The 14,665-nt window shown below is 39.6% G+C and carries 12 protein-coding genes; 10 read left to right on the top strand and 2 right to left on the bottom strand.

The features are described 5' to 3' along the window. Position 1: 1 nt before the first annotated feature. Complete coding sequence (gene sufB / locus DTQ70_RS07635) at positions 2-1,447, bottom strand: Fe-S cluster assembly protein SufB (protein WP_122930258.1); 1,446 nt, start codon at positions 1,445-1,447, stop codon at positions 2-4. Positions 1,448-1,721: 274 nt separating this feature from the next. Between sufB and DTQ70_RS07630 the strand changes: the two genes are divergently transcribed. The 10 genes from DTQ70_RS07630 (at position 1,722) to DTQ70_RS07575 (ending at position 11,708) form a co-directional block, all read left to right on the top strand. Further along, complete coding sequence (locus DTQ70_RS07630) at positions 1,722-2,447, top strand: hypothetical protein (RefSeq protein WP_122930257.1); 726 nt, start codon at positions 1,722-1,724, stop codon at positions 2,445-2,447. 146 nt (positions 2,448-2,593) lie between these two features. Beyond that, positions 2,594-3,427: a hypothetical protein gene (locus tag DTQ70_RS07625; protein WP_122930256.1), complete on the top strand. Its 834-nt coding sequence runs from the start codon at positions 2,594-2,596 to the stop codon at positions 3,425-3,427. Positions 3,428-3,713: 286 nt separating this feature from the next. Further along, positions 3,714-4,679 carry a rhomboid family intramembrane serine protease gene (locus DTQ70_RS07615; protein WP_122930254.1) on the top strand — a complete coding sequence of 322 codons (966 nt, stop codon included), beginning with the start codon at positions 3,714-3,716 and terminating at the stop codon, positions 4,677-4,679. A gap of 130 nt (positions 4,680-4,809) precedes the next feature. After that, positions 4,810-5,073 carry a hypothetical protein gene (locus DTQ70_RS07610; protein WP_122930253.1) on the top strand — a complete coding sequence of 88 codons (264 nt, stop codon included), beginning with the start codon at positions 4,810-4,812 and terminating at the stop codon, positions 5,071-5,073. An 852-nt stretch (positions 5,074-5,925) separates the two neighbouring features. Next, on the top strand, positions 5,926-6,783 hold the full coding sequence (locus DTQ70_RS07600; protein ID WP_122930251.1) for a hypothetical protein: 858 nt from the start codon (positions 5,926-5,928) through the stop codon (positions 6,781-6,783). Between the two features lie 205 nt (positions 6,784-6,988). Then, on the top strand, positions 6,989-7,810 hold the full coding sequence (locus DTQ70_RS07595) for a hypothetical protein (protein WP_164489917.1): 822 nt from the start codon (positions 6,989-6,991) through the stop codon (positions 7,808-7,810). A 169-nt stretch (positions 7,811-7,979) separates the two neighbouring features. Beyond that, positions 7,980-8,939 carry a restriction endonuclease gene (locus DTQ70_RS07590; protein ID WP_122930249.1) on the top strand — a complete coding sequence of 320 codons (960 nt, stop codon included), beginning with the start codon at positions 7,980-7,982 and terminating at the stop codon, positions 8,937-8,939. 22 nt (positions 8,940-8,961) lie between these two features. Continuing rightward, complete coding sequence (locus DTQ70_RS07585; RefSeq protein WP_122930248.1) at positions 8,962-9,435, top strand: hypothetical protein; 474 nt, start codon at positions 8,962-8,964, stop codon at positions 9,433-9,435. Between the two features lie 683 nt (positions 9,436-10,118). Beyond that, a complete protein-coding gene (nhaA, locus tag DTQ70_RS07580) occupies positions 10,119-11,261 on the top strand; it encodes a Na+/H+ antiporter NhaA (protein WP_122930247.1) in 1,143 nt (380 codons plus the stop codon). A 3-nt stretch (positions 11,262-11,264) separates the two neighbouring features. Beyond that, the gene (locus tag DTQ70_RS07575; protein WP_122930246.1) at positions 11,265-11,708 is read left to right on the top strand and encodes an acyltransferase; all 444 of its coding nucleotides are present in this window, start codon (positions 11,265-11,267) and stop codon (positions 11,706-11,708) included. Between the two features lie 56 nt (positions 11,709-11,764). On the opposite strand, the gene DTQ70_RS07570 is transcribed toward DTQ70_RS07575, so the two are convergent. Then, complete coding sequence (locus DTQ70_RS07570; protein WP_122930245.1) at positions 11,765-14,464, bottom strand: right-handed parallel beta-helix repeat-containing protein; 2,700 nt, start codon at positions 14,462-14,464, stop codon at positions 11,765-11,767. Between the last annotated feature and the right edge of the window lie 201 nt (positions 14,465-14,665).

The following is a 14,665-nucleotide window of genomic DNA, read 5'->3' as shown; positions in this document are numbered from 1 at the left end:
ATTATCCTACCGAACCTTCCAAGCTGATTTCTAACAATTTCTGAGCTTCTACCGCAAATTCCATTGGAAGTTGGTTTAAGACTTCTTTTACGTAACCATTGACAATCAATGCCACGGCTTGTTCGGTTGGAATACCGCGTTGGTTACAGTAAAACAACTGGTCTTCGCCAATTTTTGAGGTAGTTGCTTCGTGCTCTACCGTTGCACTTGAGTTTTTCACTTCGATGTACGGGAAGGTGTGTGCTCCGCACGTATCACCCAACAGCAAGGAGTCGCACTGTGAGAAGTTACGCGCGTTTTCGGCACGTTTGAATACCTCCACAAGTCCACGGTAAGAGTTTTGGCTTTTTCCTGCTGATATACCTTTTGATACAATACGGCTTTTGGTATTTTTTCCAATGTGTATCATTTTAGTACCCGTATCAGCTTCTTGCATGTTGTTGGTCACAGCCACTGAGTAAAACTCCCCAATCGAGTTGTCACCTTTTAAGATAACAGAAGGGTATTTCCACGTAATGGCCGAGCCTGTTTCTACCTGCGTCCAAGAGATTTTAGAATTAGCGCCTTCGCAAAGGCCACGTTTTGTCACGAAGTTAAAAATACCGCCCTTCCCGTCTTTATCTCCTGGGTACCAGTTCTGAACGGTACTGTATTTCACTTCGGCTTTTTCGTGCGCAACGATTTCTACCACCGCCGCGTGCAACTGATTTTCGTCGCGCATAGGTGCCGTACAGCCTTCCAAATAGCTAACGTACGAACCTTCATCGGCAATGATAAGTGTGCGTTCAAACTGCCCCGTTCCCGCCGCGTTGATACGGAAATAGGTCGAAAGTTCCATCGGACAACGTACTCCTTTGGGGATATAGCAAAACGAGCCATCCGAGAAAACGGCTGAGTTGAGCGCTGAATAAAAGTTATCTTTGGCAGGTACTACCGAACCTAGGTACTTACGAACCAAGTCAGGGTGCTCTTTAATGGCTTCGCTGATAGAACAGAAAATAATTCCCTGTTTTTTTAGCTCTCCTTTAAAGGTTGTGGTGACCGAAATAGAGTCAATAACGGCATCGACAGCCACTCCCGACAGGCGTTTTTGCTCGTTGAGCGAGATGCCCAAACGTTCAAAAGTACGACGCAACTCAGGGTCGATTTCGTCGAGCGAGTTGACCGTTTTTTTCTGTTTTGGAGCCGAGTAATATTTAATGACTTGGAAGTCGATGGGCGGGTAATGAACGTTTGGCCATTTGGGTTCTACCATGGTTTGCCACGCGCGGAACGCCTTCAAACGCCATTCGGTCATCCATTCGGGTTCTTCTTTTTTTGCTGAAATCCAACGAACTGTGTCTTCGGAAAGTCCTGGCTCCGCTTCTTCGGCTTCAATATCCGTCACGAAACCATACTTGTACTCCGAATTGGTTATTTCTTCTAACAATTCAACTTCTTTGCTCATCGCGTATAGATATGCGTTTATTCTAAATTTTCAACAAAAAACGGGCGACTAATGTTCTATTTTGGGCGCAAATATATTTAAAAAAAATCTAAATAAGAACAGACAAGCCGATTCCCAACCCTCAGAGCTACCGCCACTTGTCCTGCCCAAGCCGAAAAATCAACGCTTTTTTTTCGCCTCCATTCCAACCTTCCGTTCACCATCCACGTCATTTCACTGATTTCCGAGGCCTTGGATTCACCATTATTCATTTAAAAAACGAAAAAAAACAGCAATGAAAGTAGTATCAGTAGCCCCCGTCAAAAACGTTATTTGGGCCTTTGGAACCGTTCTCGCCATGGGATTGAGCAGTTGTAACACCGAAACCGAAACGCCGAACCCGAACCCCACCTTCACCACCGACTTCAACAAAGGAGCGGATAGTTGGACGGCTGGTTTGGTCGATTACAACGAACAGCAAGAGGGAATCATGGAGTTTAGTTCTAAGATTGCGGCATTGCCGACGGACACCCTCAAAAAATCAATGATGATTCAGAGTCACAACCGCAGCGACGATGCCTTTATGTATTTGACCCGTAAGTTGACGGGGTTGACGCCCAACCAAACCTATAAAATCGGGTTTGAGGTTGAATTGGCCTCCAAATACCCCCAAAACAGCGTTGGTATTGGCGGTTCGCCTGGCGGAGCCGTGTATTTGAAAGCGGGAGCTTCGGGCACCGAACCTCAACGCGCAAAAGACAATACGGGACAATGGAAACTCAACTGGGACAAGGGTGCACAAAGTGAAGGTGGAAAGGATGCCGTACTCCTTGGCACAATTGGTATTGAAGGCGACGACGTCAAATACCAAATCATCAAACGTACTAATAGTCAAGCCCCTTTCTCGGCCAAAACCAACGACAAAGGCGAGCTTTGGCTCATCGTAGGCACGGATTCGGGTTTTGAGGGACTAACCACCCTCTATTACACCCAAATCAAGGCGTCGTTGACCAAACAGTAGGTTATTATAAAGTACCAACCAAGCAGCACGGGCAATAGGCTCGTGCTGTTTTTTTGGCCTCTTTTTGCCTAAGTGGCGGCTTTTGACTTTACTTAAAAAAGAATTCTATATAGATATAATAGAGAATATCTTTATAACTTTGCTTCATGGAAGCCAAAAAGAAAAAACGCCAACCAAATGGGCAGCAATCTTCACAATATGATAAGATTTTTAAAGAGAATCTTGAAGCTGTGATTTCAAGTATCATGCAAAATGTACTTGAAATTACGGCTGTTTCTATGGAAGAACTGCCTGACGACATTCAACACACTAAAGAACGAAAACCTGACACCTTAAAGAAAATCACCGACGACAAAGGCAAAACTTTTATACTTCAGATTGAGTTTCAGGTCAAAGATGATGATGAAATGGTACATCGTATGCTTGATTACAAGGCCATGCTCATACGAAAGTACCGACTTCCCATTTATCAGTATGTGATTTTCCTGGGTAAAGGACAACCCAAAATGGAGACACATTTGACCGATGTGGGTTTGGCTTTCGAGTACAATTTGCTTGCTATCAATTCGGTAGATTACAAAATATTCCTAAAATCAAATCGCCCCGAGGAAATTGTTTTATCTGTTTTAGCTAACTTTGGCCAAGAAACCTCCGAAAGTGCCCTGAAAGACATCATTTCACGACTTGAAGAAACTACTAGCGGAGATCTGGCGTTAAAAAGGTACTTCAAACAGTTGCGTATCTTGGCTCAACTGCGTAAATTAGAACAAAAATTAAAGAATATTGTAATGGACAGCATCGCAAAATATATTGACGAAAAAAGAGATGTAGCATTTCTCATTGGACAAGAAAAAACCGAAGAACGAATTGTAAGAAACTTACTTTCTAAAATGTCTTTGACTCTTGAACAAATTGCAGACATTGCTGGTGTTTCGGTGGGCTTTGTTAAATCTGTACAACGCCAACTGACTGAAAAGTAGGCTTTCCACCCTTTAAAGTTGTCCTCCTCCCATAGCTTGACAGGCTTCTAGCCTTTTCTTCTGTTGACCTTTCCACTTACCTGCACTCAGTGGAATTTCCCAGCTTTTTGCACCATAACTCACCTTCGATTTTCCCAAATAAAATATTCGTTGAACTAGATGAGTAATTACGCACTTGTTTTTTACTTTTGGGGTAATTGTAGGCAATGTACTTGATAAAGGTGCAAACGGCAATAAGCAGCGCATAGTTTAAATTTGGTTGTAAAAGCTAGAAACACGCTATAATATGTCTGACATAATAGAGATTAATCATGCACCAATTGACAATTCATTTAAAAAGTACATTCCTATACTGACAGCAATTTGTTGTTTAACAAGTATCGTTTTATTCATTGGAATCAACTTAGAAGAACAAAATGACAATTGGGAGGTTTATAAAAAATGGGGTTCGCCAAACGTGACAGACATTTTTAATGGAAGTTACTGGGGACTTATTACCTCTAATTTCTTGCATACAGAAATATGGCATATTGCTTTTAATTTATATTGGGTATGGTTTTTTGGAAAGAAGATTGAATTCGAAAGCAAGAAGATATTTTATGGTATCCTCATTTTATCTTCTGCTTTAGTGAGTTCGTTATCTGAAGTTTCATTTACTAGCACAACAGCAATTGGACTTTCAGGGATTGGTTATTCTTTGTTCGGCTTTATATTAGTAAAAAGTAAAACAACTAAACAATATAAAGACTATCTTGATAAAAAGATAACAGGATTATTTATCTTCTGGCTACTTCTTTGTCTTATTTTGACATATGTCAAGGCATGGAATGTTGGAAATGCAGCTCACATTGGTGGGTTTTTGTGGGGAATGACATTAGCCTACATTTCCAAGTATGACAATTATAAACAATCGGCTGTTGGGGTTTTACTTTTATCTATTTTAATTTCTTCAATTTTTTGGAATCCTTTTTCTACTTTATGGCTTTCCTATCAAGCATTCGATCTCCATCAAAATCAAAAGGTTGAAGAAGCAATAATCATTTACAAAAAAATTCTAAGCAGAGACCAGAGCAATGAGTTTGCAAAGACAAATTTGAGACAACTTGAAGTTTATAAACTACAAGAAAAGGCTGTCAAACTTTATAAAAACCAAAAATATAATGAAGTCAAAAAAGTTTACAATCAAATATTAATCATTGACAAAGACAACCAATGGGCAAAGAACAATTTGAAGTCACTTTCTACTGAATAATTTCGCCACCAATAACTACACCTTCACGGTAGTTGAAATCCAAGCTATGAAGCTTCTATTTGTGGTCGAATCATATTTAGGCACAAGGATACCTACACAATTTCATCTAGTAAGTCAACTATTTTTCAAAATGACATGGCAAGAGGCTAAAAAGGAGTATGTAATAGGACAGAAAATCGAAGGAAAAGTTATCTACAAAGCTCCCTTTGGAGATTTTATTGACTTAGGCGTAAATCAAGAATTCACTGTTTTAATTCAAATTGTTGACATATTTAATATGACTGAAGATAATTACAAAAATAAAAATTATCACCCATTAGGAAGTATTGTTAGTGGCATAATTATAGGCTTTCGAGAACACGATAAACAAATCATTTTTAGCCAAAAAACTTAAAATGAATAGTTGAGAATATCAAAAATCTCTATGGTTAAGTAAGGCCCCCGATGGCGCGAGCGTCCCCGCTCGTGACAACTATTTCAAGGCTTCCAGCCTTTTTCCACAACTTAGGCTAGAAGCCTGAAAATAATCAGCACGAGGCAGAACCTCGCGCTATCACGTTTCCACCCTTTAAAGCTGTCCTCCTCCCATAGCTTGACAGGCTTCCAGCCTTTTCTTCTGTTGACCTTTCCACTTACCTGCACTCAGTGGAATTTCCCAGCTTTTTGCACCATAACTCACCTTCGATTTTCCCAAATAAAATATTCGTTGAACTAGATGAGTAATTACGCACTTGTTTTTTACTTTTGGGGTAATTGTAGGCAATGTACTTGATGAAGGTGCAAACGGCAGCAGCGCGTAAGTGAAATTAGCCCCAAAAGTGGAATCATTGCGTACAAATTAGAAATAGACGCCAGAGTACTCGAAAACAAGATACTAATAAGTGTTTGAAGATGATGGAGTGGGGTCTATCCACTCGTTGGACAGACATTGAATGAAAAAAGACGATGTGGCAGATTCGTTTACAATTCAAAAATCTCTTAGATTTTTAAGCACTTTTAGGCAAGATTTGAAAAATCTTGAATTGTAAGCGAATAAAATTTGAAATTTATTGTCTTTTTTCATACTTTTTTTCAAACCGTTATTCTTTCGCCTACAAAGCGTAAGCAAAAGAATAACTTAAAATGGCTTAAAAAAAATCAGCGTCGCCCAACAGGCAAATGGGTCCAATATAATGAGGTCTTCGACCATAGGCCGCACCCATTTACCCTCCGTTGTATGCTATTGTAAATACTAAAACTAAACAATATGAAAAAAATAACGGTTATCCTTTCAATCGCATTATTAGGGTTTGGATGCAAACCAACATTCAATATTCAAGGTAAGAAATTAAAGACTTCTGTAGTTTGTAATGATTGTCGTCCTGGAAATTTAGGTCCTTATATGAAGATGACAAAGAAAACTTATGACCCAATAATTGATGATAATAGTACACCTGAAATCATTGCGCACAATATTTTAGGACACGTTTTCCCTGAGAACATTAAAACTGGAAACTTAAAATTTCCTTGTTCATCAGATACTAAGAATCCTTTTACAGAGCAACAAGTCAAAAGGCTTGGCTCAACAGGAAATAAAGGACAAAGTATAAATTATTCAGAGAAGGAGTTTTTAAAACTAGATATTGACTTAACTGTAGAATCTGATTTGAATAAAATTAGAATAGCGAATCCATCGTTAAATACAGATATAATTGAAAGTTTTAAGGCAAAATTATACGCTGCATACTTAAAATTTGCCAATAAAGAATTGAAAATTGAAGGCAGATATCATCAGTTTGAACTTGACCAAAACGCAGTAATAAAAATAGCAAGAAACTTAGAATATTCTGATTGTAGAAATAGTATTTACAACCTTGAAAATCCAAAAAGGTTAATAACTGCAATAGGAATAGTTTACTTTGATATAACTATAAATGAAAATAGTGTGGATGAAATCGCATCTACATTAGAAACAGATGCAAAATCACTTGGGATTAATTTTAATATTGGTGTTAGCTTTAAAAGAAATATAAGTAATGAACTTGAAAAAGTGACCAAGAACTATTTTCAAGTTGTTGTTTGGAGAACTGTCGGTATTTCGGACTTAAATAAATACAAGAATTAATAAAAAATAAGCAAACCACATAATGTAAAAAAACAACAGCATACAACATTGTATTTGTGGCAAGGCGGACAGACGTGCTACATTAAAACATTTGTGCTTTCTATTGGCTTTTGTACGTGTGGAAACGGTAGTGATACTAATCCCACCCTGCACAAATGCTTTTCCGTTAGGCGTCACCCTAAGACGACAGACAAATCGAAAGAATATGATAACAAAATTGATGGTAATACAGAAAATTAATGAGGACGGAACAGTGGATGTTTTTCAAATCACGTCTAATAATTTTCAATGGACTTTTGAAAACAGAAGAACAAAAACAGAAAGTGACTCTGACTACTTTCCATTTGAGTTATTTGGTGAATTGAATATTCTTAAACGCAGACCGGGAGCCGAGACAAGGACTTATATTAAGGAAAACGAAATAACTTTCTGTGACGATTATGGAGTTCCGGGTGGAACAGTAGTAGGAATATTGTTCCCACAAAACTATATTCCTGACATTATTAAGTTTAAGGACAAACCTTACATTCCAGTTGGTTTCGCAGGACAGGTCGTAACGCAAACTCCGGGACAAATACAAATTTTATATAACAAACTCGAAAGACGAAGTGCAATTATCTTTAATCTTCACGACAACATAGTTTTTGGGTTTAAGTGCATTGCAAAATTCGTCTCTGACGACCTATTTCCGAGAAATGAAAGCGTAATAGCTGATGATTTATTTGACATCTCTTTAAGTCGTGAATTTCTAAATGTAGAAGCAATAACTAATGACGACCTAAAATTAATTAACGACACTCTTAATCAAGCAGACATTTCCGACATTAAAGATACTCTGAATGAACTTTTAACCGCAGTAAAATCAGGACAAAAGGAAAAGAGTAAATCACTATTAAACAAAGTGGGACAAATCCTTCTTAACGGAACAAGTGTCGCAAGTAGTTTAACGACAATTGCAGACAGTTATAAAGTAGGTGGGACAGCTCAACAATTTATTGGACGAATTATCGACTATGTATCACTCTGAAAAAGAAGGGCAAACTGCTAATAGGCGCTTGGCAAAAAAGCGGGTTCAGTGCTTAAATGAAGCTTTGTACTTCTATCAAATTTTGTGCTTGGTTGACAGTGAAGTGATTCTAAATCGCCACCTTCGGGTAGCTGCAAAACGTTAGCGGCAATATTACATGACTTAACATATGACACAAACAGACACATTTCATTATCCACCGGAACTTTTCGAATTACTTGTTGAGACGATTCCGCTTTTAAATCGTTCAAAGAAATCTGTGCTTCTTTTTTTTAGGGGGGCAGGTGTTCCTGACAAAGTATTTAAGGACATTTCTGAAAAATTAGAAGCTGATAAAGACGGAATAAACAAATATGAGATCGTCAGGACTATACTGACTCGAATAAACGAAAAAACAGATACCTATCTTAGGGAAAGAAGGGAACTTCTAAAGCGAGTTGTGGAATTTGAATCTTTTACCAATTGCTGGGAAACTGACCAATACAAAGCTAAAGGACTTGTTGCAGAAATTAGAAATATCGTAAATGTCAAAGACACATTTACACGAATGAAACAGGAAAAGGAAGCTGCCCAATCAAAACACACAGCAGACTACAATAAAAGAGTTGAAAAAATCAAAAAGAAAAAAGAATTAATAGAGAAAACGAAGAAAGAATTTTATGGACTTTTCGCACTTGAAAACCCTCAGGAACGTGGAAAAAAGTTAGAAGCGGCTCTCAACTCAATTTTTTCAATTTATGGAATTCTTGTTCGTGAAGCATTTACTCGTAAAGGTGACAATGGCGAAGGGATTATTGAGCAGATTGATGGAGTAATAGAAATTGACAACCAAATTTATTTGGTTGAAATGAAATGGAAAAAGGATAAGATTGGCAGCGAAGACATTTTTGCCCATTTAGGCAGAATATATCATCGAACAAGCGCTCAAGGAATTTTCATTTCCTCGTCAGGATTTACAGATTCTGGAATAGTTGCAAGTAAAGAAGCATTGGTAAATAAAGCTATTTTAGTTTTGACGGACCTTGAAGAATTTATCAATATTCTTGATAATGACAAGGACCTAACCCAATATTTCAGAGCTAAAATTAGAAAAGCGATTATTGATAAAGAACCATATTCAAAACTTTAAAAACTGACGTCAATTCTTCAAGATGAAAAATTATAATCCAATCTGGTATAAGTTAACAAAACTCTTAAAGGGAAAAAGAATGATAAATACAGGCTTGACAATTCCTTACATCTTTGGAGCATACAAATTGCTTGGGCATCCCTTTGATAATATTCCAGAACTACTTGATGAACTACGAAAGCATCCAATTGACAAATACCCAATCATCCAGAAGTGTGGCACAATTAACCAACATGTGATAGCAGTTGAAGAAAAGAAAATCTACCATAAGGACTACCTCAAAGATGTCAAATTGAGAAACTCTAATAATGAAATTGATTTAATAGTTAGCTCAAACACCGACTTAGGAAAAACAGAGGAAACTGTTTATAAAAAATTAACACAGCTATATAATGAGCCTATAGGCGTAGAAAAATTTTCTTGGAATAATAAAGAACAGAAATGGATGCCCTTTGAAAAGGAAGAAGAAGATTTAATTCTTAGTATTAAAAAATGACACATCATTTGAACGACACCATGAACAGTCCAGTTAAAAATACTGCTCACAATAACTAAGCTTTCATGGCAGCCGAAGGCTAAGCCATGAAGACGATGGGGAACGCCCAGTCTTGAACGAAACTCGGGCGGGCGGCTAGCCTGGCGGTGAGAGCTCACCAAACCCTCTGCTTTTGTAATGGAGTTATCGTCAATCTAGCAAGTACTTTTAGAGCAAATTTTGGCCTGCTTTTTTGTTTTTGTGAGTATTTCAATCTCCGACGGCACGAGCATCCCCGCTTGTGACAACTATTACAAGGCTTCCAGCCTTTTTCCGCAACTTGGGCTAGAAGCCTGAAAATAATCAGCACGAGGTAGAACCTTAGGCTATCACACGCGAGCGTCCCCCACCTCCAAAATCCCCTATCATAAGCACCTTCGGTTTGGCAAATGCCCCTAGCTGCGTGGGCTTTAGGTGCGTTTGTGGATTACGCTCAAGCTTAGATTGGCGTTAGAATTTGACGTTTTCGAGGCAAACTATCTACTTAATACCCTGTCTAACAGCAACTTGCCTCAACGATATGTAAAGTATCACATTATATGTCCGTGCATCTGTTAAACTTTTGTGCTAAATTTACCACTACAACACCAAACGGCAAACCGCTACTTGCCACGTTCCCCACCACAAACTGATAGACCTAATCAATGATAGCAACTAAATTATTTAAAGAGTTTTTTGAGAGCGAAAAAGCAGGGGGACTTGTTTTAATTGCTTGCACCATTTTATCGTTGGTACTTACAAATTCACCCTTCGGCACAGACTATCAGCTTTTTTTCCATAGCAAATTTGCGGGTTTATCCGTTGAACATTGGATAAATGACGGTCTTATGGCGATTTTCTTTCTACTCATTGGCTTGGAGTTAGAAAGAGAAGTTTACATTGGCGAACTTTCAAAAATCAAAGACGCACTGTTGCCATTATTAGGAGCGATTGGGGGAATATTATTACCCGCAGGAATATTTTTAATGTTTAATTATGGCACTGAAACACAGTCGGGTGCAGGTATTCCGATGGCGACAGACATTGCTTTTGCACTAGGTATTTTATCATTATTAGGCAACAAAGTCCCAACTTCCTTAAAAGTATTTTTAACCGCCTTAGCAGTTATTGACGACTTATGCGCTATTATCATAATCGCAATATTCTACACCAAAACACTGCTTTGGATTAACTTATTTATTGCGTTATTTATTTTTAGTTTGCTTTTGGTACTCAACAGGCTAAAAGTAAGAAACCTAATCCCCTACCTACTTGGTGGGATTGTAATGTGGTATTTCATGCTTCATTCAGGCGTTCATGCCACTATTACGGGGGTTTTATTGGCTTTTGCCATTCCCTTCGGCAATGGAGACGAAAAATCAACTTCGTACATTTTGCAACACTTTCTACACAAGCCCGTTGCATTTATTATTCTACCCATTTTTGCGTTAGCCAACACCGCCATAGTTTTTAGTGGTGACATAACTCACACTTTAACCGAAAACAACAGTTTAGGTATCGCACTTGGACTAATCGTAGGTAAGCCGTTGGGTATTTTTGTATTAACATTTTTAGCCGTGACTTTGGGACTTTGCAAACTACCAACCGACCTCAATTGGAAATCAATTTTTGGCGTTGGTCTTTTGGCTGGAATTGGTTTTACGATGTCTATTTTCATTACGCTGCTTGCTTTTGAGGATGAGACAATCATAAACAACTCAAAATTAGTAATCTTGCTTTCTTCTTTGACAGCAGGGTTTTTAGGTTTTATTAGTTTGCGACAAACACTAAAACAAACAGCAGACTAAATAATGAAATTGTCCGAATACGTAAAAAAAAGGAATGGGGTTCCAATTGGAAACTCAAGCTCTCTTCATAATAATTTACAAAGGTCGCTTGGAGCCAAAAACTTTGCTACCTTTTGGAATTTTTGGAACCCTATTTTTGGCTATTATTTAGGTTTACAAATATTCAAACCACTCAAAAAAGTACTTCCAGCTGGGTTGTCATTAGTTTTGACATTTGTCTTCTGCGGTTTTATTCACGATTTAGTCACGACTTTGGCAAGAGGAAGACTTTCATTATTTTTTTCTGTTTGGTTTCTTTTAATGGGAATAGCCGTCGCAGTTTCAAAATTTATACACTACGATTTTTCAAATAAAAAATGGTCTTTTAGGGCCTTTATCAACTTATCAATCATTGGCTTATGTTTGTACCTAACAAACTATTTAAACCAAGTATTTAAGTATTATTAGTCTAGTTGGCGCGAGCGTCCCCGCTCGTGCCAACTATTACAAGGCTTCTAGCCTTGCTACTTTTGGGATGAAGTAGGTGCAGGAATTGCCTCAAAAGTGATACACCCCTGCAAGTTTGTTCGGAAAACAGCGCCCGATTGCGTCTCAAAACCTGGCAATAGCGTCACACTCTTGCTGGCATCAAAAACCACATTCGTCCCCGTAGCGACTGTTCCTAGTGCTGTAATGTTCCCATCTCCAATCAAAAACCCAAACCTATCCTTCCTGCCTGCGTAGTGAGTTCCTGCCTCAATCGGCGCATCTGTAACGTAACGGTTGTCGGGACAGGCTTCTTTGGGCTGAAATTCATACGCACCAATGTCAAAAACCAAGTAACGGAGATTATTCAGGATGTCATAAGAGGGAGCCAAAGCATACGTTCCCGCATCGACGGCAGGGCTGGCTCGTTGCAGTCGCAGGCCGTCGTCGGTAGTACCGCCAATCAAATCGGGACCGAGCAAATTAGCTTCATTCACAAAAAGTGGATTGACCGCAAAAAGATTGTTGGCAGCCGTAGCCCCTATGCCATTGGGCGTTTTGTCTAAGGGGTATTGTGACGCGGCAAACTGCAAAATATTGTTTTTAAAATCTCGGCCATTTCGTTCAATAAAGAAATCGGCATAGATAGTCGTCGTGTTTGTCCCAATGGCGTTTTTGTAAAAAATATTGTTGTATGTTTTATTGATGTCGATAGGAGCACCAGCAATGCCTGGGTCGTAGGTGTAAAACGCCCCTCCCGCAGTTTGTGCCGAATTATTATAAAAAGTATTGTTAAAAAATTCTCCCGTATAAAGGTCATTACGCACCGCACCACCTACCCCCGCAGCCGCCCTATTCCCCGCAAAAACGTTGTTATTGGCTTTCAATGTAGTCTCCGAAATGTACAAGCCCCCCCCATCAGTTGACGCTAAATTTTTATCCAAATAATTGTTATTCAACACCAAAGGAGAACTCAAACGAAAATAAAAACCCGCGCCAGTAGCGGCACTGTTGTGCTTTATGATACAATCGGTTATTTCAAAAGATGGAGAGCTGGTGACATAAATCCCTCCGCCATATTGGTTGGAAGTCCCCAACGCATTGCCTCCTTTGATGGTGAAACCTTTAAGTAGCAGCTGTCTTGCCCCATCATAGGTTGTCAACACATGGTGGGCATTTTCGGCGTTGTTTGAAATCGCCAATGTACCACCCTCCCCAGTCACGATGTCGTTGTCAGAAAAGTCACCCGAAAGAATGGTTTCATTTTTACGGGCTTTTTGAGTAGAATAGTCCGCAGCTGTCTCCGTCCCCACAAATCCGCCATAAATTTTCAACCCGCCTTTGAGGGCAAACGTGTTGGTACGATTTGATCCGCTCGTGACCCCAAACGCCCGTCGATGCGGTTTATAAGTGCCTTTGGCTACTAAAATGGTATTGTTATCGCAGTTGTTGGCATACAGCAGTGCTGTTCCAAAAGCAGTAGCTCCTCTGAACGCATTGGCCCAACTGCTCCCATCGTTTAGTCCCGTTGAAAGGTTGGCATTGACGTATAATGTTTGATTGGATGGCGCGGTATTTTGATATTCATACGCCCCCATATCCAATGAGATACTTGCAATGTTATTGGGAATAGAAGGGACATCAACCTCTCTGGCATGATTGGCCATGTCCACTCCTTCGGTAGAACCATTCGTGCCTTGGTCTTTGCCAGGTGTGCATGACGTAATCCGCAAACCATCATCGCGGCTGCCCCATTTTCCATCAATACCTGCGGGAAAATCTGGATTGATAAATTGAGGCTCGGCGCTCGTACAGTCGCTACACCAAGTAGAATACCCACCTTGAACATTGGAAGAATAGCCAGTAACGGTACTACCATTGTTAGCAATACCCGCCAAGCTCGGGCTATTATTATCCCAAATGATGTTATTGATAATGAACGGCCCTGAGTTATAGTTGTACATCGCGCCTCCAGCTACATTGGCGGTATTTTGAACAATGGTACAATTTCTCATATCGGCAGCCGAGCCTTCGTGGTTATAGACGCCCCCACCACCTGCTGTTGCTGTATTTTCAGCAATGACCGAGTTTGTGATGTACGTATTAGAACTATTGTTGAGAATGCCCCCGCCATCAGTAGCTTGGTTTTCGACGATAGCACAAAGCGCTATTCTCATTTGCGAAAATACACAAAGCACCCCTCCGCCCCAGCTTCGATAGTAAGTGCGTCCTGCGACTGTAATACTCGTTGTGCCATTGGCGTTTCCATTTTTGATGGTAAAGCGTTCTAAAATGGTATTATTAGCACAGTCGATGGCCGTTACTACATGGTAGGCGTTGTCGTTGGTTTCGTATTTGGTACCGAGGTCGCCGCTCAAGACTGTTTCGTTGAGGTGGGAATTTCGGGTAGCGCGGTTGGTTTCATTTCCTGCAAAGCCGCCATAAATTCTAAGCCCCGATTTCAACAGAAATGTATTGTTGCGGTTGGTTGCGCTGGCTGTACCACACGTAGCGCAGCCACTCGGATAAGCTGTCGGAAAATACGTACCCGCCGCTACCCAAAGTTCATCCATGGTGGGAGAAGCAATGTTAATCATAGCCTGCAAGTTGCCCGAAGCATTGGCCCATGAGCTACCATCGCCTGTACCAGAGGCAATAGGTTTTACGTAGCGAATCACCGCCAACGCCTGACTAGAAACCAACAAGATAAGGACGATGAAGGAATATAGCTTTTTCATGGTTCAGCTAAAGTAAGAAGGTGACCCCGCAAATGACGAAATAAACAACTACCTAACCAATAACCACTTAGGTTATTTTAGTAAGATTTTATTAAACGGTAATTGGTAAACTATATGAGTAATGTAGCGTATGTCTTTTACTTTAGGAGGTGGCACCCTTGAAACTGGCAAAAAAACCGTAAATTTGAAAAGATAATTTGA

The organism is Runella sp. SP2, assembly GCF_003711225.1.
In the GTDB taxonomy this organism is placed as follows: Bacteria; Bacteroidota; Bacteroidia; order Cytophagales; family Spirosomataceae; genus Runella.
This window is presented reverse-complemented; position numbering and strand designations above follow the sequence as displayed.

What these genes read in the sequence shown, in the direction of transcription:
- sufB (WP_122930258.1), bottom strand. Translation starts at nt 1,447, where the DNA reads ATGAGCAAAGAAGTTGAATTGTTAGAAGAAATAACCAATTCGGAGTAC.
- DTQ70_RS07630 (WP_122930257.1), top strand. Translation starts at nt 1,722, where the DNA reads ATGAAAGTAGTATCAGTAGCCCCCGTCAAAAACGTTATTTGGGCCTTT.
- DTQ70_RS07625 (WP_122930256.1), top strand. Translation starts at nt 2,594, where the DNA reads ATGGAAGCCAAAAAGAAAAAACGCCAACCAAATGGGCAGCAATCTTCA.
- DTQ70_RS07615 (WP_122930254.1), top strand. Translation starts at nt 3,714, where the DNA reads ATGTCTGACATAATAGAGATTAATCATGCACCAATTGACAATTCATTT.
- DTQ70_RS07610 (WP_122930253.1), top strand. Translation starts at nt 4,810, where the DNA reads ATGACATGGCAAGAGGCTAAAAAGGAGTATGTAATAGGACAGAAAATC.
- DTQ70_RS07600 (WP_122930251.1), top strand. Translation starts at nt 5,926, where the DNA reads ATGAAAAAAATAACGGTTATCCTTTCAATCGCATTATTAGGGTTTGGA.
- DTQ70_RS07595 (WP_164489917.1), top strand. Translation starts at nt 6,989, where the DNA reads ATGATAACAAAATTGATGGTAATACAGAAAATTAATGAGGACGGAACA.
- DTQ70_RS07590 (WP_122930249.1), top strand. Translation starts at nt 7,980, where the DNA reads ATGACACAAACAGACACATTTCATTATCCACCGGAACTTTTCGAATTA.
- DTQ70_RS07585 (WP_122930248.1), top strand. Translation starts at nt 8,962, where the DNA reads ATGAAAAATTATAATCCAATCTGGTATAAGTTAACAAAACTCTTAAAG.
- nhaA (WP_122930247.1), top strand. Translation starts at nt 10,119, where the DNA reads ATGATAGCAACTAAATTATTTAAAGAGTTTTTTGAGAGCGAAAAAGCA.
- DTQ70_RS07575 (WP_122930246.1), top strand. Translation starts at nt 11,265, where the DNA reads ATGAAATTGTCCGAATACGTAAAAAAAAGGAATGGGGTTCCAATTGGA.
- DTQ70_RS07570 (WP_122930245.1), bottom strand. Translation starts at nt 14,464, where the DNA reads ATGAAAAAGCTATATTCCTTCATCGTCCTTATCTTGTTGGTTTCTAGT.